We start from the raw sequence: 18,119 nt of genomic DNA on the forward strand, positions 1-18,119 counted from the left end.
GCCGAGCATGACGGAGGGTGGGGCGGACGTAACGCATTCTCAGTAGCCATTCGCAGAAAGACCACACGCATGCCAGACGACAACCGCGACCAGGCCGGCAGGCCATCGCCCGATGCGCTTCTCGAAAAAGCCCGGGCGGAAACGCGGGGCCGTCTGAAGATCTTTCTCGGCGCCGCCCCCGGGGTCGGCAAGACATACGAGATGCTGATCTCCGGCCGCGCCAAGATCGCCGATGGTGTCGATGTCGTCATTGGCGTCGTCGAGACCCATGGCCGCAAGGAGACCGAGGCGCTGCTTGCCGGCTTCGAGATCATTCCCCGCGTCGAAATCGACTACAAGGGCCGGCCGCTCGAGGAAATGGACCTCGACGGCATCCTCGCCCGCCGGCCTGACCTGGTGCTGGTCGACGAACTCGCCCACACTAATGCCGTGGGCAGCCGCCATCCGAAGCGCTATCTCGACGTCAAGGAATTGCTCGATCGCGGCATCGACGTCTATTCGACGCTGAACATCCAGCATGTCGAGAGCCTCAACGACGTCGTCTCGCAGATTACCCGCATCCGGGTGCGCGAGACGGTACCGGACTCGATCATCGACCTTGCCGACGACGTCGAGATCATCGACCTGACGCCGGACGATCTGATCAAGCGCCTGCATGACGGCAAGGTCTACATGCCGCGCACCGCCGAGCGGGCGCTGACCAACTATTTCACGCCGGGCAACCTGACGGCGCTCAGGGAGCTGGCGCTGCGCAAGACCGCCCAGCGCGTCGACGACCAGTTGCTCACCCATATGCAGGCCCATGCCATCTCGGGTCCCTGGGCGGCGGGCGAACGCGTCCTCGTCTCGGTCGACCATCACCCGCGCTCGGCGTCGCTGGTGCGCTATGCCGCCCGCATGGCCTCGCGCCTGCGCGCGCCCTGGGCCGCCGTCTATATCGAGACCAACCGTTCGATCAATCTGACGGAAACCGAACGCGATACCATTGCCGCCACGCTGCGGCTTGCCGAGCAGCTCGGCGGTGAGGCGCTGACCATTCCCGGCCGCGAGGTGGCCGAAGAGCTCGTCCGCCATGCCAGCGCCAATAACGTCACCCATATCGTCATCGGCGCCCCGAAAAAGCCGAGCTGGCGCGACTGGTGGAGCCGCTCGATTACCGACGAGCTGATCCGCAAGACCGGCGAGATCAGCGTCCATGTCATCTCCGGTACGGAGAAGGACGGCACCACCGCGCGCGGCATCAAGGCGGCCGCCACGCCGCCGCAGCTGGATTTCAGAGCCTATCTGCTGGCAACCGGTTATGTCGCCATCGCGCTCGGCGTCAGTATCGTGCTCGACCAGGTGCTCGACGTGCGCAACCTCGCCCTCGTCTTCCTGATGGCGGTGCTGACCTCCGCCGTCCTGCACGGCCTGCGGCCGGCGCTTTACAGCTGCATCCTCGGCGCGCTGTCCTTCAACTTCTTCTTCCTGCCGCCGCGCTACACGCTGACGATCAGCGATCCGGAAAGCGTGCTTGCCTTTTTCTTCTTCCTCGGTGTCGCCATCATCGCCAGCAATCTGACCGCGACCGTGCAGCGCCAGGCCGCCGCGGCCCGGCAGCGGGCGCGCACGACCGAGGATCTCTATCTCTTCTCCAAGAAACTCGCCGGCACCGGCACGCTCGACGACGTGCTCTGGGCAACCGCCTTCCAGCTCGCCTCGATGCTGAAGGTCCGCGTCGTTCTACTGCTGCCGGAAGACGGCAGCATCGCCGTCAAGGCCGGCTATCCGCCCGACGACACGCTCGACGATGCCGATATCGCCGCTGCCCGCTGGGCCTGGGAGCACAATCACGCCGCCGGCCGCGGCGCCGATACGCTGCCCGGCGCCAAGCGCCTCTACGTGCCGCTCAGAACCGGACGCACCGCCGTCGGCGTCATCGGCCTCGACAGTGATCGCCGCGACGGGCCGCTGCTGACGCCCGAACAGCAGCGGCTGCTCGATGCGCTGGCCGACCAGGCGGCCCTTGCCATCGAACGCATCCAGCTCGTCGCCGATGTCGACCGGGCAAGGCTTGCGGCCGAAGCCGACCGGCTGCGTTCGGCCCTGCTGACGTCGATCTCGCACGACCTGAAGACGCCGCTTGCCGCCATCCTCGGCGCCGCCGGCACGCTACGCGACTATTTCGCCGCCATGCCGGAGGAGGATCGCATCGACCTGCTTTCAACCGTCGTCGACGAATCCGAGCGCCTCAACCGCTTCATCGCCAACCTGCTCGACATGACCAAGATCGAATCCGGCGCGATGGAGCCGAATTCTGCGCTGCATTATGCCGGCGACATCGTCGGCAGCGCACTGCGCCGCGCCGCCAAGATCCTCGAACACCACAGGACGGAGATGCGCATTCCCGCCGACCTGCCGATGGTGCGCGTCGATCCGGTGCTGTTCGAGCAGGTGATCTTCAACCTCTTCGACAATGCCGCGAAATACGCGCCCGAGGGCTCGGTGGTCCACATCGAGGCCTGGGCCGATGCCGACCACATCGTCCTGCAGGTCTTGGACGAAGGCCCGGGCATCCCGCCGGCCGACCTTACCTGCGTCTTCGACACCTTCTACCGGGTGCGCAAGGGCGATCAGGTGCGCGCCGGCACCGGCCTCGGCCTTTCCATCTGCCGCGGCTTCATCGAGGCAATGGGCGGCACGATCGCGGCCGGCAACCGCACGGGCCGCCCCGGCGCCGTCTTCACCATCCGCCTGCCGAAACCCAACGACATTCCGAAACTGGATGATTGAGATGACCGGTTCAGCCGTCAAAATCCTCGTCGTCGACGACGAACCGCCGATCCGCAAGCTGCTCCGCGTCGGCCTGAGCGCGCAGGGCTACGAGGTGCAGGAGGCGCCGAACGCCGCCGGCGCCCGCCAGTCGGTCACTGAGGCCATGCCCGATCTCATCGTGCTCGATCTCGGCCTGCCCGATACCTCAGGCCATGACTTGCTTGAGGAGTGGCGCGACCAAGGGCTTTCCCTGCCCATCGTCATCCTGTCCAGCCGTACCGACGAGGCCGGCATCGTCAAGGCGCTGGAAGGCGGCGCCGACGACTATGTCACCAAACCCTTCGGCGTCAACGAACTCGGCGCCCGCATCCGCGTGGCGCTTCGCCACCGCCTGCAGCAGCAGGGCGAAAAGGCGATCTTCCAGACCGGCGGACTGTCGATCGATCTCGTCAAGCGCATCGTCAAGGTCGACGGTCGAGACATTAAATTATCGCCGAAGGAATACGACATCCTGCGTGTGCTCGCCCAGCACGCCGGCAAGGTGCTGACACACCAGTTTCTTTTGAAGCAGGTTTGGGGGCCGGCAGCGGATGTGCAGTATCTGCGCGTCTACGTCAGGCAGCTGCGGCAAAAGGTCGAGCAGATTCCCGACCAGCCGCACTATATCACCACAGAGACCGGCGTCGGCTACCGGCTCAGGGAAGCGGACTGACCGCCCTTCCCTCCCGCTGCCCGTACAGTATCGAGCCCAACAGCATTGAGCCCAACAGCATTGAGAATGACATGAACCTTCCCAACATCATCCGGCCGGAACACACTTTCATCGGCGTGTCGGCGCCGACGAAATGGCGCGCGCTGCAGGGTATAGCGGACAAGGCCGCCAAAGCTTTCTCCGCCGACGGCCAGACCATTCTGAAAGCGCTTGAAGAGCGTGAGAAGCTCGGCTCCACCGGCATCGGCAACGGCATTGCCATTCCACACGCGGCGATCGACGGCATGACCAGCCCCCGCGGCCTACTCCTGCGCTTCGCCCAGCCGCTGGATTTCGAGGCGATCGACGATATACCGACCGACATCGCTTTCGTGCTGCTCTTCGGGGAAAACAATCGCGGCGAATATCTCAACGTGCTGTCGGCAATCGCCCGGCGGCTGCAATCGGACGGCACGCTTGCCGCCATGCGCAAGGCAAAAACGGTCGACGAATTCTATTCCGATTTCATCGCCGATTCACGGGTGTAAAGAACATTATAAAGGGCGCGGCCCGAAGGCCGCGCCCTCCCGTCTTGGTTCAGAGGATCTTAGAAATCGCGCTGGAAGCGCAGGAAGCCGAACACTTCGTCGTCGCCTTCGTCCTCATCGTGATATTGCACGCTGAGCTTCGAACGCAGGTCTTCGACGATCTGATAGTCGATCGTGACGCCAGTCGTGTAAGCGCTGCCGCCGGTGAAACCATTGCCGTCAGCTTCGAGAGCGATGTTTTCGAAGTACTGGAAGCCGGGGGTGATCTTCCACTTTTCGTTGATCTTCAAGGCGTACTCTGCTGCGATCGTCCATTCGGACTCTTCGTAGTAATAGTTGGCGCCGCTTGCCCAAACGCCGGCAATGCCGAGCGTGCCCGGACCGATATCGGCATAGACGATGCCGCGGACAGCGACTTCGCTGGTGTCGGTGTCATAACCGGCAAGCAGGTAAGCGCTGACGGCGCCGGCCTTGTAGGAGACCTGGCCTGCGACACCGAAGTTGTTCGGGCCTTCGCCCGGCTTGGTGGCGTAGTCTTCTTCCAGTTCGTCGACCGAGATGCCGGCCGCGAAAGCGCCGTTCTCGTACTGATACCGGATCGAGTTATGCGTCGTTTCGTTGCTGGCGAGCGTATCGGTCTCGCCGCTCATGTCGTCATCCCACCAGCTGTAAAGCTTACCGACGCGGAAGCCGGCAATGTCGATATAGCCTTCATCAAGCAGAGCTTCCTGATCGGAGGCATTGTCGGCATTGTAACGCAGCGTGATGACGCCGGTGAGCGTGCCGTACTCGGTGTCGTTCTTGGTCTGGAAGGTGACCTGACCGCGAGTCCAGAAGTTTACGTCGGAATCGCCGGAGATCTGGTCACCGAAGCGCACTTCGGTACGGATATAGCCGCCGATGGAAAGGCATGTTTCCGTCCCCGGAATATAAAAATAGCCGGTCCCGTAGGCGTCGCAAACGCGAACATATTCCACGGGCTCGGGTTCCGCCGCCACGATGGCGTCGGCAGCGCGGGCTCCGGATGCCGCGGCAAGGGCGGCAACGGAGGCAAAAAGGATCGTTCTGATATTCATTTTGAATGGCCCTAACAGGTTTGGAATGCGAGGCACATTTCAAGGGATGCCCCCGCGTAGCGGTCGGAGAAGACGACCGCACGGTGGCGATATAGGAATCCGCAAGTGTCATCGCGGCAAAATCTTGGCAGAAATCAGCATGGTCATGGCGCTTTCGTGGAAGAACTGTGGCCGAAAAAACACGGTCCTGCGGCACAGCCGGCGGCTGGACCAATTGGCCGCGGCCAACTTCGGCACGTCCATTTCCAAATTGCCCGTTAAATGGAATGACATTCTAACGGCAGTCCCGAAACCGGAAGAACCTTTGTTTCATTATACGACTGACTTGATAGAGTTTAGACACACACGGAGGGTTCCCCAATGCAGATACAAAGACTCACCCGGCTCATCGCAGCCGCGGTCATGGCAGGCAGCTTCGCCATCGGGAGCATCGCTCCCGCATACGCGGATCAGACGCTTCTGAACGTTTCCTACGATCCGACCCGCGAATTGTATAAGGATTTCAACGCCGCTTTTGCCGCCAAGTGGCAGAAGGATACCGGTGAAGCCGTGACGATCCAGGCATCGCATGGCGGCTCCGGCGCCCAGGCCCGCTCCGTTATCGACGGCCTCGACGCCGACGTGGTCACCCTGGCGCTCGAAGGCGATATCGACGCCATCGCCAAGAAGACCGCCAAGATCCCGGCGGACTGGAAGAGCAAATTGCCCAACAATTCGACGCCCTATACGTCGACGATCGTCTTCCTGGTCCGCAAAGGCAACCCGAAGGGCATCAAGGACTGGGGCGATCTGGTCAAGGACGACGTCCAGGTCATCACCCCGAACCCGAAGACCTCGGGCGGTGCCCGCTGGAACTTCCTGGCCGCCTGGGCATGGGCCAAAAAAGCCAATGGCGGCGACGACGCCAAAGCGCAGGAATATGTGACGAAACTGCTGCAGCACGTTCCGGTTCTCGATACCGGCGCGCGCGGCGCGACGACGACCTTCGTTCAGCGCGGCCTCGGCGACGTACTGCTGGCCTGGGAAAACGAAGCCTATCTTTCGCTTGAGGAACTCGGTCCCGACCAGTTCGAGATCGTAACGCCGACCCTCTCCATCCGCGCCGACCCGCCGGTCGCCGTCGTCGACGGCAATGTCGACAAGAAGGGCACGCGCAAGGTCGCCGAAGCCTATCTCAACTATCTCTATTCGGACGAGGGCCAGAAGATCGCCGCCAAGCACTTCTATCGCCCGATCAAGCCTGAGGCCGCCGATCCGGCCGACATCGCCCGCTTCCCGAAGCTGACGCTCGCCACCATCGACGACTTCGGCGGATGGAAAGAAGCGCAGCCGAAATTCTTCGGCGACGGCGGGGTATTTGACCAGATCTACAAGCCGGCCCAATAATAGACTTCATGAAAGCACATAGCCCCACGCGGTGGCGGTTCAGACGGCCGAGCGTCATTCCGGGTTTCGGAATGGCGCTCGGCCTTACCTTGACCTGGCTCACCCTTCTGATCCTCATCCCGCTCTCCGGTCTTGCCGTCCGGTCGAGCGCGCTCGGCTGGGAGAAATTCTGGTCGATCGCGTTCGATCCGCGCACCTTGAATGCATTGCGCATCAGCTTCGGCACCGCCTTCATTGCCGCCATCGTCAATGCCGTCTTCGGCATCATCCTCGCCTGGGTGCTGGTACGCTACCGTTTCCCCGGCAAGCGCATCATCGATGCCATGGTCGACCTGCCCTTCGCGCTGCCGACGGCCGTCGCCGGCATCGCGCTGACGACGCTTTATGCGCCGAACGGCTGGATCGGCCAGTTCCTGACGCCGCTCGGCATCAAGATCGCTTTCACCCCGGCCGGTATCGTCGTGGCACTGATCTTCGTCGGCCTGCCCTTCGTGGTGCGAACCGTGCAGCCGGTCATGGAGGAAATCGACAAGGAAGTGGAGGAGGCGGCGGCAACGCTCGGCGCCAACCGCTTCCAGACGATTTTCCGCGTGCTGCTGCCGGGGCTGGCGCCCGCCGTGCTCACCGGTTTTGCGCTCGCCTTTGCCCGCGGCGTCGGCGAATACGGTTCGGTCATCTTCATCGCCGGCAACCTGCCGTTCAAATCGGAGATCGCACCGCTGCTGATCGTCATCAAACTCGAAGAGTATAATTACGCGGCAGCGACGGGCATTGCGGCGATCATGCTGATCATCTCGTTTGCCCTGCTGCTCGTCATCAACCTCATCCAGAGCTGGAGCAGGCGGAGGTACGGTTATGGCGCTTGATACAACCGTTCAACCCGTCAAGCTGCGTTCGGTGACCACCGAACACCGGATCGCCCGCTTCAGCCTGATCGCCCTCTCGCTGGTCTTCCTGCTGCTCATCCTGCTTTTGCCGCTGGCCGCCGTCTTCGTCGAGGCCTTCCGCAAGGGACCTGGCCCCTTCATCCAGGCCCTCGGTGATCTCGAAACCTTCTCGGCGATCCGGCTGACGCTGATCGTTGCCGGTGTCAGCGTGCCGCTCAATCTCGCCTTCGGGGTTGCCGCCGCCTGGGCGATCGCCAAGTTCGAGTTCAAGGGCAAAGCCTTCTTGACGACGCTGATCGACCTGCCCTTCTCGGTCTCGCCTGTTATATCCGGCCTGGTCTTCGTGCTGCTCTTCGGCGCCAATACCTGGCTCGGTCAATGGCTGAGCGCCCACGACATCAAGATCCTGTTTGCCGTGCCGGGGCTGATCCTGGCGACGATGTTCGTCACCTTCCCCTTCGTCGCCCGCGAGCTGATCCCGCTGATGCAGGAACAGGGAACGGCCGATGAAGAGGCAGCCCTTTCGCTCGGCGCCAGCGGCTGGCAGACTTTCTGGCACGTGACGCTGCCGAATATCAAATGGGGCCTGCTCTACGGTGTGCTGCTCTGCAATGCCCGCGCCATGGGCGAATTCGGCGCCGTCTCGGTGGTCTCCGGCCATATTCGCGGCCAGACGAACACAATGCCGCTGCAGGTGGAGATCCTCTATAACGAGTATAATTTCACCGGCGCGTTTGCCGTCGCCACGCTTTTGGCCTTGCTGGCGCTCGTCACTCTTGTTTTGAAGACGCTGCTGGAAATGCGCTATAGCGCTGAGATCTCCGCCAGCCGGCGGCACTGAAGGATTTGGAATGGAAGTACGCGTTCAAAACATCCGCAAGGAATTCGATCGTTTTCCGGCGCTGCACGACGTCTCGCTCGGTATCCGCTCCGGCGAGCTGATCGCACTGCTCGGCCCTTCGGGCTCGGGCAAGACGACATTACTGCGACTGATCGCCGGCTTGGAAAGCCCGACGGAGGGGCAGATCTTCTTCGGTGACGAGGATGCCTCGAAGAAATCAGTGCAGCAGCGCAATATCGGCTTCGTCTTCCAGCATTATGCTCTGTTCCGCTACATGACGGTGCTCGATAACGTCTCCTTCGGCCTGAGGGTCAGAAAGGGTGCGCGGCGTCCTGCAAAAGCCGACATTCGTAAGCGGGCGCTGGAACTGCTCGAGCTCGTCCAACTCTCCGGCCTGGAAAAACGCTACCCGGCGCAGCTTTCCGGCGGCCAGCGCCAGCGTGTGGCGCTCGCTCGCGCCATGGCCGTCGAGCCGAACGTGCTGCTGCTCGACGAACCCTTCGGCGCGCTCGACGCCCAGGTACGCAAGGACCTGCGCAAATGGCTGCGCGAGATCCACGACCGCACCGGGCACACAACCGTCTTCGTCACCCACGACCAGGACGAGGCGCTGGAGCTGGCCGATCGAGTCGTCGTCATGAGCCAGGGTGCGATCGAGCAGGTCGGCACGCCGGATGAGGTCTACGACAATCCGAATTCGCCCTTCGTCTACGGCTTCATCGGCCAGTCGAATTGCCTGCAGGTCGACATCTCAGATGGCGACATCCGGTTCGAAGGGCGCTCGCTCGGCCTCAATGCCGAGGGCGAGCCGGACGGCCCGGCGCAGCTCTACTTCCGCCCGCACGACGTCAGGCTCTGCGAATCAGCTGAAAACTGCATCGCCGGCCAGCCGGTCTCCAGCCGCCGCGTCGCCGGCACCCGTCACATCGAACTGGATATCGGCAACGACCGTCCGCATATCGAGATCGAGCTGCCCCCGAGCGAGGCCGACAGGCTCGACCGCAACCGCGTGGCCTTCAAACCAACCCGCTGGAAGCTGTTCCGCAGCTGATGGAGATCGCTCGTTCCGAACGACGATTGACCGGAATCGCATATGGCGAGAGTTCATCATGCTTTTTGTTATCTAAGGTTGTTTGTAATTCAGTCATATGACGAGTAAAAGATTTTCACGGTAATAAGTAGGACTAATCCCACAGGAGGCACCTTGCGTTGAGGGCGGAGATTTCCTTTGGAAAATCCCTGATCGGGATTTTGTTCGTAGGGCTGGCGGCCACAGGCTGCACGACGACACCGAAACCGGCGGCAACGGCGGCGAAGACAAAGCAGGTTCAACCGGCGAAAGTTACCTTCAACTATACGAAAAAGGACCGAGACTGCCTGCAGCGCGCGATGTATTTCGAATCGCAGCACTCGGATGAGGATGGTTATCTCGCCGTCGGCACCGTCGTCATGAACAGGCTCACGTCAGGCGCCTATCCTCCATCGATCTGCGGCGTCGTCGCCCAGGAGAAGCAGTTTGCGCCGGGCGTGATGACGCGCGAAGTCAAGCCGCAGGCCGAGACCGAGCTTGCGACCGCTGCCGATGCGATTCTGCTGAAGGGCGCACGCCATCCTGCGGTCAAGGATGCGATGTTCTTCCACACCGACGGGCTGAAATTCCCTTATAACAACATGCATTATGTCACGGTTGCCGGCGGCAACGCCTTCTACGAGAAGCGCGACGCCAATGGCATGCTCCAAACACCGCCGCCGCTGCCCGCTTATGAAGTGGCAATGAACTATGTGCCAGGCGAAAGCATGCTGCCGCCGCAATTCGAGGCGCTGATTCCCTCGGCGGTTCCCGTTCCTCTACCGGCTCCCGACCCGATGGCGACGGCGAGCACGGCGCAGATGCAGATCACAGCGCCAGTGACCGCGCCAGTGATTACGCCAGCGACAGCGCCGGTGGCCTCGCCGGCCACCTCGATCGAGCCCGAACCGGGAATGCCGATCGCGATCCCCATTCCCCGCCCCGCCTATGACAGCGTGATGCTGCGCGGGAGCGTCGCAGCGACCGGGGGTTAAGCCGTTACGGTTTGCATGAGGTAAAAGCGCGCCTTAAGCGCGCTCTTCCCAGACCCTTGCAAGCTCCACGATCGTCTGGGCGGCCTTTTCCATATCCTGGCGGCTGACCCATTCGAGCGGCGAGTGGAAGGCATGGCCGCCGGCGAAGATGTTCGGGCATGGCAGGCCCATGAAGGAAAGGCGAGAGCCATCCGTACCGCCGCGGATGCTGCCGCGCACCGGCGTCATGCCGGCCCGCCGCACGGCTTCGATGGCGTTGTCGACGATCTCCGGGTGCCGATCGAGCACCACCTTCATGTTGCGGTACTGTTCCCTGACCTGGAAATGGTAGGTCGAGCCGGGATAGCCAGCCATGACGTCCTTGACGATGGCCTCGAGCAAGGTCTCCTTTTCCACCAGCCCCTCGTCGGTGAAGTCGCGGATGATGAGGCTCAGCGACGCCTTCTCCATCGAGCCGGTCACCCCTACCGGATGGATGAAGCCCTGCTTGCCCTCGGTGGTCTCCGGCGCAATCTCTTTCGGCAGCCGGTCGATGATGGCGCCGGCGATCTTGATGGCGTTTTCCATGCGGTCCTTGGCAAAACCCGGATGGATCGCCACGCCTGAGATGGCGATCTCGACGCCATCGGCCGAAAAGGTCTCATCCTCGATGTGGCCTGATGTTTCGCCGTCCATCGTATAGGCGAAGTCGGCGCCGAGTTTTTTCAGGTCGACCTTGTTGACCCCGCGCCCGACCTCCTCGTCGGGGGTGAACAGGATCTTGATCGTCCCGTGCTTGATCTCGGGATTGGCGACGAGGATCTGGGCCGCGGTCATGATCTCCGCCAGCCCCGCCTTGTCGTCGGCGCCGAGCAATGTCGTTCCGTCGGTGGTGACGATGTCGTTGCCGATCTGGTTGTTCAGCTCGGGATGTTCGGAAACACGGATCACCCGGCTGGGATCGCCGACAAGCGTGATATCCCCGCCGGCGTAATTGCGGATGATCTGCGGCTTGACGCCGGTGCCGCTGAAATCGGGCGCCGTATCCATGTGCGAGCAGAAGCAGATGACCGGCACGACCTTGTCGCTATTTCCGGGAACGGTCGCATAGACATAACCGTGCTCATCGAGATGCGCATCCGCAAGGCCGATCTTGAGCAGCTCATCGACGAGAACTCGTCCGAGATCCTTCTGCTTCTCGGTGGTCGGCTGCGTCGACGAGGAGGGATCGGATTGAGTGTCGATAACGACATAGCGGAGAAAGCGGTCGAGAACAGCGTCGGTCATGGCATCCACTCCAGCAAGATCACGGGCAAGATCACGCAGGGGATATAACCCTTGCGGGCGATGCGGCAAAAGTTTTTTCCGCTCGCGACGCGCGAGGATCGGCCGTTCAATCCAAGCGTTTTCCCTCGCCGTCGAACACATGCAGATATTGCGCGGGGAAGGCCACATTGACCTTCGGACCCGCCTTCAGCGCCTCGCGGTCCAGCGTGAAGATCTTGAACGGCAGGCCGTGCAGAGCAAGATGCAGGATGATACCGAAGCCTGTCGGCTCGACCAGTTCCACATCGGTGGGAAGGCCTGCGCCGTCAGTCGTCATCACCACATGCTCCGGCCGAATGCCGAGCGTCACCTTTGCGCCGTCTTCGAGAGGCAGCGGCTTTGCCAGCGGCACGATCGTGCCGTCCTTCAGCTTGAGGCCGCCTGTGACATAGCTCGCCTCGAGGAAATTCATTCCAGGCGAGCCGATGAAGCCGGCGACAAAGAGATTGGCGGGACGGTCATAGAGTTCCAGCGGGCTGCCGACCTGCTGCACCACGCCGCCATGCATGGCGACGATACGGTCCGCCAGCGTCATCGCCTCGATCTGGTCATGGGTGACATAGATCGAGGTCGCCTTCAGCTCGCCGTGCAGCTTCTTGATCTCGGCGCGCATCTGTTCGCGCAGGCGCGCATCGAGGTTGGAGAGCGGTTCGTCGAACAGGAAGGCCTTCGGCTGGCGCACGATGGCGCGGCCCATGGCGACACGCTGGCGCTGGCCGCCGGAAAGCGCCTTCGGCCGCCGTTCGAGCAGCGGATCGAGGCCGAGCTTGGCCGCGGCAGCGGAGACGGCGCTGGTGATCTTTTCCTTGGCCGTCTTCCTGAGTTTCAGGCTGTAGCTCATATTGCCGGCGACGTTCATATGGGGGTAGAGCGCATAGGACTGGAATACCATGGCGATGTCGCGATCCTTGGGATGCAACTCGTTCACTCTGGCGCCTGCAATGCGGATCTCGCCTGATGTGACGTCCTCCAGCCCGGCAATCATCCGCAGCAGCGTGGACTTGCCGCAGCCGGACGGGCCGACGAGCACGACGAATTCGCCGTCCTGGATTTCGAGGTCGACGCCGTGCAGCACCTGCACATGGCCATAGGCTTTGCGGATATTCTGGATATCGATCGATGCCATTCTGTTTAACCCTTGACCGCGCCGGCCGTCAGGCCCTGGACGAGATAACGCTGGATGAGCAGGAAGAAGAGGCCGGCCGGGATGAGCGCCATGACGCCCGCCGCCATCATCTGCCCGAAATCCACCGAGAATTTCGAAACGAAGGTGAGAAGCCCGACCGGGAAGGTCGCCGCGTCATTACCGTTGATCAGCATCAGCGCGAAGAGCAACTCGCTCCAGGCGGCGGTGAAGACGAAGCCGAGCGTCGCGGCAATACCCGGCAGCGTCAGCGGCAGGATGATCTGGCGAAACGCGGTGAACTGTGTCGCCCCGTCGATCATCGCCGCCTCTTCCAAATCCTTGGGAATGCCGTCGAAGAAGGACTGCATCAGGAAGGTGGCGAAAGGCACGTTGAAGGCGGTGTAGACGACGACGAGCCCGGTCAGGCTGTTGGTCAGATGCAAGGGCGACAGCATCTTGAAGATCGGCGCCACCAGCATGACCAGCGGGAACATCTGGGTCAGCAGCATCAGCGCGACGATCCAGTATTTTGCCCTGAATTTGAAGCGTGACAGCGCGTAGCCGGAGAGCGAGGCGCAGATCGTCACGGTCACCGCCGTCGAGGCCGAGACGATCAGGCTGTTCTTGAAGAAAGTCGGGAAGGCGCTGTGCTGCAGCACGAAGGCATAGTGATCCCAGGTCGTGCGCGACGGCCACATGCGCACGCCTTCGCTATAGAGCAGGTCGTTCGGCGTCACCGAGACCTTGAGCAGCCAGAACAGCGGGAAAAGCGCGAAGGCGATATAGCAGAGGATCGCCAGGCGGTGCACGATCGTGGGAATGACGGATCGTCTCATGGGCTCAATCCTTGTTCAGCAGCGTCTGCCGCAGCAGGATGATCAGCATCGAATAGGCAAGCAGCAGCACCAGCAGCACCAGCGCGATCGCCGAGGCATAACCGAAATCGAGCCGCTTGAAGGCCGTGGTGAAGATGTAGCTCGCAACGATCTGCGTGCGATCGGCCGGCCCGCCATTTGTCATGACGACAATGAGATCGGCGAAATTGGAAATCCAGACGGTGCGCAGCAGCACAGTGATGGCGATCGTCGGCGCCAGAAACGGCAGGGTGATCGAGCGGAAGCGCTGGAACCAGCCGGCGCCGTCGATCGAGGCCGCCTCATAGAGATCGCGCGGGATGGCTTGGAGGGCGGCCAGCAGGGTGATCGCAAAGAAGGGAATGCCCCACCAGACATTGGCGGCGATCGGCCCCCACATCGCATAATTGGGATCGGAAAGAATATTGCCCGGCTCATGCATCAGCCCGAGCCCGAAGAGCCAATGCGGGATCGGCCCGATGACCGGATTGAACAGCCAGGCCCAGTTGAGGCCAGCGAGAAAGGACGGCACGGCCCAGGGCAGGAAAACCAGCGCCTGCGCGATCGCCCGCCCCGGGAACGGCTTGTCGAGCAGCAGCGCCAGAATGAGCCCGAATGCGAATTGAAGGACGACGGAGGCGCCGGTCCACCAGAGCGTATTGCGCAGCGCGCCATAGAAGGCGGCATCGCCTGCAAGCTCGCGGAAATGATCGAGCCCGATGAAGCCGCCGGAAAACGGATTGAGCAGTTGGATATCGCGGAAGGCATAGGACAGCCCGAGTGTCAGCGGCACCAGCATCACGGCGATGATCAGGATCAGCGACGGGGCGCTGTAGAGATAGGGCTCGGAAGCATCGGCAAGACGACGCAGCCATGGTCTGCGGTCGCGACGCATGTCGAGCGTATCGGCGGAAATGGTCATCGGATTGCGGTTTCCAAATGTGCGAGTCAAGGCTTCGAATGCGCGTGCAGCCCCCTCAACCGACCCTACGGGCTACCTCCTCCCCGCTAGGGAGAAGGGAACGGAGGCGTTGCAGCATTTTCCCTTCTCCCTAGCCGGGGGTCCGAAGGACGGGTCGAGACCAGTGGCTCGACCCAGGTGAAGGTGGCGGCAGGCGGATGAGGGGGCCTCCAGCTCGAAGCCCCCTTTTCCACTACTTCTTCGACAGAAACTTCTGCTGCGCCTTGGTCAGATAGTCCGCCCACTGATCGGCCAGATCCTTTGCCGAGATATCGCCGAGCAGTGCCTGCTGCGAGGTCTTGATCGCCAGCGAATCCTTGAAGAAGGCGAATTCCTCAAGGTAGGTCGGCATGACAGTCGGCACCGTGTTCGGGTCCGCCAGCTCCTCGAACCAGCCCTTGAACTGGTCACCGGCATAGAAGGGATCCTTTTCGGCCGCCGTATAGGCCGGCAGGGCGCCGATGCGCTTGTTCCACTCGATATTGCCTTCCGGCCCTTCGAGGGTGGCGATCAGCTTCCACGAGAGCTCCTTGTTGCCGCTGGTCGAAAACATCGACCAGCCGCCATAGCCGATGGTCGGGAAGGACTTGCCGTCCGGGCCCTTCGGCAGCGGCATGACACCGAAGTCTTCCTTCTTCATGCGTTCGGCAATGGCGATCAGCGCATCCGGATCCTGATCGAGGAAGGCGCAGGTGCCGGAATAGAAGCCGGCGACGACCTCGTTGAAGCCCCAGTTGACGCTGTCCTTCGGGGCATAGCCCTTCTTGTAGAGATCGACCATCCATTCGATGCCCTTGGCCCAGCCGGGGCTGTTCATCGTCGAGGTGCCGTCTTCCTTGAAGTACTTGTTGTCGCCGGCCATGGAGGCGGCGAAGATCATCCAGCCGTTGAGGCCGCCCGCGCCGCCGCGCATGCAGTAACCGTATTTGCCAGGCAGTTTGGAGACTTTTTCCGACGCGGCAGTGAATTCCTCCAGCGTCTTCGGTGGTGCTGAGACACCGGCTTCCGAAAGCAGTTTCTTGTTGTAGAACATCGCTCTCAAATAGAAGCCGTAGGGCAGCATATAGGCGGTGTTCTTGACGTCGCGGCCGAGTTCGAGCGCGCGCGGCGTCAGCTCCTTGGTATGCTCCCACTTTGCGAGATAGGGCTCGAGGCTTTCGAGCATGCCATTATTGGCATAGAGCGACAGCCAGGTATCGGGCATCTCCATCACGTCGGGCACGTCGCCGGCCGAGACCATGGTCGCGAACTTCTGGAAGGCTTCGTTCCAGGGCAGCGAGATGATGTCGACCTTGGTGCCGGGATTGGCGGCCTCGAATTTGCCGACGATCGATTTCAGCGTTTCGGTCCGCTCCGGGCTGGTGATGACTTCGACGAGCTTCAGCGTCGTATCGGCAAAGGCCGTGCCCGCCATCATTGAAGCAAAGAGTGTTGAGATTATTAGTTTTTTCATGGCTCAGTTCCCCCTTGATAGGTTTCTCTCAGGTTTCAGGATTGTGAGGCGGCGGCGAGCGCTTCCTCGATGTCTCTCCACAGGGCTTCGGTTCCTTCGAGGCCGACATGGAGGCGTACGGATCGCGCATGGATGCCGAAGGTTTGCGCGGAATTCGGCTGTGCCTTCTGCTGCAGCACCACCTCGCCCGGTACGATCAGGCTTTCATGTCCACCCCAGCTCACTCCCAGTTTGAAGAGCTTGAGGTGATCGGCGAAAGCGCGGATATCGACGCCTTCGCGGAAGATGAACGAAAACAGGCCCGAGGTGCCGTTAAGACCGGCGGGCAAACGGTTGGCAAGCCCGGGATGGCAGACCGTCTCCACCACGTCGAGCTTCTTCAGGCGCCTGGCGATTTCAAGTGCCGATGCCTCATGGGCTTTCATGCGCAGCGGCAGCGTGCGCAGGCCGCGGATCAACAGCCAGGCGTCGAAGGGCGAAAGCTTTCCACCGAGATAAGGATAGGCCTCGGCCTTGATGCGCGCAATCATCGCCTGCGAGCCGGCAACGACCCCCGCCACCACATCGCTGTGGCCGCCGAGATATTTCGAGGCCGAATGGATGACGAGATCGACGCCGAGCGTCAGCGGCCGCTGGAAGAACGGGCTCGCCCAGCTATTGTCGATCATCGAGACGACGCCGTGTTGCCTGGCGAGGGCTGCGAGCGCCCCGACATCATGGGCCTCCATCACCCAGCTCGTCGGGCTTTCCAGGTACAGAAGCTTGGCGCCGGGCAGCGCGCGCGCGACCGCCTCTTCGTCGCGCCCGTCGACATAGGTCACCTCGACCTTCATCCGCTTCAGGACGGTGCCGAACAGGCGGAAGGCATCGGGATAGACGTGCCGGACTGCGACGATGCGGTCGCCCGGCTCGACGAAACTCAGCACGGAAGACGAGATCGCCGCCATGCCGCTCGCAAAACCCAGCGCGTCCTCGGCACCTTCGAGCTTCGCCAGCATTTCCTCGAAGGCGCGCACCGTCGGGTTCAGCCCCCGCGTATAGGTCGGCCGCACCTTCTCGCCGCGATAGACGGTGATCATCTCGTCATAATCGGAAAAAGTGAAAAGCGAGGTCTGGAAGATCGGCGGCACGACCGCGTCAGCGAAGTTGCCGTCGTCGTGGGCGGTGATGATGGAAGCAAGATCGAACGGGTCGGCACCGTTGCTCATTTGGACATTTCCTTGATGTCTTCCTCGACGATGTCGAGAATTTTCAGCGTTTCCGCGCGCGCCGCCTCCGGGTCACGGGCGGCGATCGCATTGAAAAGCGTTCGGTGAAACGGAAAGGAGCGGCGGGCAAAATCCTGCCGTTCGAAGGGATGCTCCCAAAAACGCTCGAAGGTTTCGCGCATCTGCTCGAGAAGCTGACGAAACAGCGGATTGTGGGTGGCATCGTAGACGGCGAGATGGAAAGCCAGATCTTCTGGCCCAGAGGTGCCCTTCTCAAGATGCACCCGCTCCATCTCGTTGAGCTTCTCCTCGATGACGACGAGGTCTTTTGCCGTGCGCCGCCGGGCCGCCACCATGCCCGCCTCGCATTCGATGCCGCGGCGGACCTCCAGCGTCTGCAGCAGCACGTCGCGCAGATGGGCGGTATCGAACGACAGCGGCATATGGATCGTCGCCCTCGACACCGGCTTCAACAGATAAGTGCCGCTGCCCTTGCGCGTCTCGATCACCCCGAGCGCCTGAAAATGCCGGATCGCCTCGCGAATGGTCGAGCGGCCGACGGCAAGCGCCGCCATCAGCTCGCGCTCGGCCGGCAGCCGGTCCCCCGCCTGCAACCGCGCTTCTTCGACATAATCCGCCAGCGCATCGGTCACCTGACGCGCGCGGTCCATGACCGGAAGCGGCCGGATCATCGGCCTGTCGCTACGATTTGCCTTCATGGTTCCCCATTTTCTTATCAGGCAGTCAGGCTTTCAAATTGGTCTGACATCTTAGCATTTCTCAAAGATGGAAAGACGTCAAGCGGTCTTGGCAACAGGAGCGAAAATTGATTGGCGGAGATGGTACAAGGCTATACCGCAGTAGCTTCCCGAAACCTCCGTAGCCAGCGGTTCGCCCTGAGAACGCTTGCTATGACGCAAGCCTGCATTATACCTTCGAGTACCATGAGATGCTCTGGACATAAG

Annotated in this window: 16 protein-coding genes; 8 read left to right on the forward strand and 8 right to left on the reverse strand. The window is 61.9% G+C overall.

All coding sequences use genetic code 11. The features are described 5' to 3' along the window. Positions 1-69: 69 nt before the first annotated feature. The 3 genes from ATY29_RS13855 (at position 70) to ATY29_RS13865 (ending at position 3,993) form a co-directional block, all read left to right on the forward strand. On the forward strand, positions 70-2,772 hold the full coding sequence (locus tag ATY29_RS13855) for a DUF4118 domain-containing protein (RefSeq protein ID WP_097536678.1): 2,703 nt from the start codon (positions 70-72) through the stop codon (positions 2,770-2,772). A gap of 1 nt (position 2,773) precedes the next feature. Beyond that, entirely contained in the window at positions 2,774-3,466 is a 693-nt protein-coding gene (locus ATY29_RS13860; protein ID WP_097536679.1) for a response regulator transcription factor, read from the forward strand. Positions 3,467-3,537: 71 nt separating this feature from the next. Beyond that, entirely contained in the window at positions 3,538-3,993 is a 456-nt protein-coding gene (locus ATY29_RS13865) for a PTS sugar transporter subunit IIA (protein WP_003564034.1), read from the forward strand. Positions 3,994-4,052: 59 nt separating this feature from the next. Here the strand turns inward: ATY29_RS13865 and ATY29_RS13870 are convergent, their stop codons facing one another. Then, positions 4,053-5,069, reverse strand: coding sequence for a porin (locus ATY29_RS13870; protein WP_025418942.1), 1,017 nt, complete (start codon positions 5,067-5,069; stop codon positions 4,053-4,055). Positions 5,070-5,429: 360 nt separating this feature from the next. Here ATY29_RS13870 and ATY29_RS13875 point away from each other — a divergent pair, with 360 nt between their 5' ends. The 5 genes from ATY29_RS13875 to ATY29_RS13895 all read left to right on the forward strand — a co-directional run bounded on the left by ATY29_RS13875 (position 5,430) and on the right by ATY29_RS13895 (position 10,247). After that, entirely contained in the window at positions 5,430-6,455 is a 1,026-nt protein-coding gene (locus ATY29_RS13875; RefSeq protein ID WP_097536680.1) for a sulfate ABC transporter substrate-binding protein, read from the forward strand. Positions 6,456-6,463: 8 nt separating this feature from the next. After that, positions 6,464-7,321, forward strand: coding sequence for a sulfate ABC transporter permease subunit CysT (cysT, locus tag ATY29_RS13880; protein ID WP_003564041.1), 858 nt, complete (start codon positions 6,464-6,466; stop codon positions 7,319-7,321). Continuing rightward, a complete protein-coding gene (gene cysW / locus ATY29_RS13885) occupies positions 7,311-8,183 on the forward strand; it encodes a sulfate ABC transporter permease subunit CysW (RefSeq protein WP_003564043.1) in 873 nt (290 codons plus the stop codon). Before cysT ends, cysW begins: the two co-directional genes overlap by 11 nt. Before the next feature lie 10 nt (positions 8,184-8,193). Next, positions 8,194-9,234, forward strand: coding sequence for a sulfate/molybdate ABC transporter ATP-binding protein (locus ATY29_RS13890; protein ID WP_003564044.1), 1,041 nt, complete (start codon positions 8,194-8,196; stop codon positions 9,232-9,234). A 158-nt stretch (positions 9,235-9,392) separates the two neighbouring features. Continuing rightward, a complete protein-coding gene (locus ATY29_RS13895) occupies positions 9,393-10,247 on the forward strand; it encodes a cell wall hydrolase (RefSeq protein WP_003564046.1) in 855 nt (284 codons plus the stop codon). Between the two features lie 33 nt (positions 10,248-10,280). Here the strand turns inward: ATY29_RS13895 and pepT are convergent, their stop codons facing one another. The 7 genes from pepT to ATY29_RS13930 form a co-directional block, all read right to left on the reverse strand. Further along, on the reverse strand, positions 10,281-11,513 hold the full coding sequence (gene pepT, locus ATY29_RS13900; RefSeq protein WP_025418944.1) for a peptidase T: 1,233 nt from the start codon (positions 11,511-11,513) through the stop codon (positions 10,281-10,283). A gap of 106 nt (positions 11,514-11,619) precedes the next feature. Then, complete coding sequence (locus tag ATY29_RS13905; RefSeq protein ID WP_097536681.1) at positions 11,620-12,678, reverse strand: ABC transporter ATP-binding protein; 1,059 nt, start codon at positions 12,676-12,678, stop codon at positions 11,620-11,622. Between the two features lie 5 nt (positions 12,679-12,683). Continuing rightward, on the reverse strand, positions 12,684-13,514 hold the full coding sequence (locus ATY29_RS13910) for a carbohydrate ABC transporter permease (protein WP_003564051.1): 831 nt from the start codon (positions 13,512-13,514) through the stop codon (positions 12,684-12,686). A 4-nt stretch (positions 13,515-13,518) separates the two neighbouring features. Further along, positions 13,519-14,454, reverse strand: a complete 936-nt coding sequence (locus ATY29_RS13915; RefSeq protein WP_003564053.1) for a carbohydrate ABC transporter permease — start codon at positions 14,452-14,454, stop codon at positions 13,519-13,521. Positions 14,455-14,686: 232 nt separating this feature from the next. Continuing rightward, a complete protein-coding gene (locus ATY29_RS13920) occupies positions 14,687-15,946 on the reverse strand; it encodes an ABC transporter substrate-binding protein (RefSeq protein WP_003564055.1) in 1,260 nt (419 codons plus the stop codon). 35 nt (positions 15,947-15,981) lie between these two features. Further along, positions 15,982-17,154 carry a PLP-dependent transferase gene (locus ATY29_RS13925; protein WP_097536682.1) on the reverse strand — a complete coding sequence of 391 codons (1,173 nt, stop codon included), beginning with the start codon at positions 17,152-17,154 and terminating at the stop codon, positions 15,982-15,984. After that, positions 17,151-17,873, reverse strand: coding sequence for a FadR/GntR family transcriptional regulator (locus ATY29_RS13930; RefSeq protein ID WP_003564057.1), 723 nt, complete (start codon positions 17,871-17,873; stop codon positions 17,151-17,153). Before ATY29_RS13930 ends, ATY29_RS13925 begins: the two co-directional genes overlap by 4 nt. Positions 17,874-18,119: the final 246 nt, after the last annotated feature.

This window comes from Rhizobium hidalgonense, from assembly GCF_002914525.1.
In the GTDB taxonomy this organism is placed as follows: Bacteria; Pseudomonadota; Alphaproteobacteria; order Rhizobiales; family Rhizobiaceae; genus Rhizobium; species Rhizobium hidalgonense.

Coding starts and splice junctions, on each gene's coding strand:
- ATY29_RS13855 (WP_097536678.1), top strand. CDS start 70: ATGCCAGACGACAACCGCGACCAGGCCGGCAGGCCATCGCCCGATGCG.
- ATY29_RS13860 (WP_097536679.1), top strand. CDS start 2,774: ATGACCGGTTCAGCCGTCAAAATCCTCGTCGTCGACGACGAACCGCCG.
- ATY29_RS13865 (WP_003564034.1), top strand. CDS start 3,538: ATGAACCTTCCCAACATCATCCGGCCGGAACACACTTTCATCGGCGTG.
- ATY29_RS13870 (WP_025418942.1), bottom strand. CDS start 5,069: ATGAATATCAGAACGATCCTTTTTGCCTCCGTTGCCGCCCTTGCCGCG.
- ATY29_RS13875 (WP_097536680.1), top strand. CDS start 5,430: ATGCAGATACAAAGACTCACCCGGCTCATCGCAGCCGCGGTCATGGCA.
- cysT (WP_003564041.1), top strand. CDS start 6,464: ATGAAAGCACATAGCCCCACGCGGTGGCGGTTCAGACGGCCGAGCGTC.
- cysW (WP_003564043.1), top strand. CDS start 7,311: ATGGCGCTTGATACAACCGTTCAACCCGTCAAGCTGCGTTCGGTGACC.
- ATY29_RS13890 (WP_003564044.1), top strand. CDS start 8,194: ATGGAAGTACGCGTTCAAAACATCCGCAAGGAATTCGATCGTTTTCCG.
- pepT (WP_025418944.1), bottom strand. CDS start 11,513: ATGACCGACGCTGTTCTCGACCGCTTTCTCCGCTATGTCGTTATCGAC.
- ATY29_RS13905 (WP_097536681.1), bottom strand. CDS start 12,678: ATGGCATCGATCGATATCCAGAATATCCGCAAAGCCTATGGCCATGTG.
- ATY29_RS13910 (WP_003564051.1), bottom strand. CDS start 13,514: ATGAGACGATCCGTCATTCCCACGATCGTGCACCGCCTGGCGATCCTC.
- ATY29_RS13915 (WP_003564053.1), bottom strand. CDS start 14,454: ATGACCATTTCCGCCGATACGCTCGACATGCGTCGCGACCGCAGACCA.
- ATY29_RS13920 (WP_003564055.1), bottom strand. CDS start 15,946: ATGAAAAAACTAATAATCTCAACACTCTTTGCTTCAATGATGGCGGGC.
- ATY29_RS13925 (WP_097536682.1), bottom strand. CDS start 17,154: ATGAGCAACGGTGCCGACCCGTTCGATCTTGCTTCCATCATCACCGCC.
- ATY29_RS13930 (WP_003564057.1), bottom strand. CDS start 17,873: ATGAAGGCAAATCGTAGCGACAGGCCGATGATCCGGCCGCTTCCGGTC.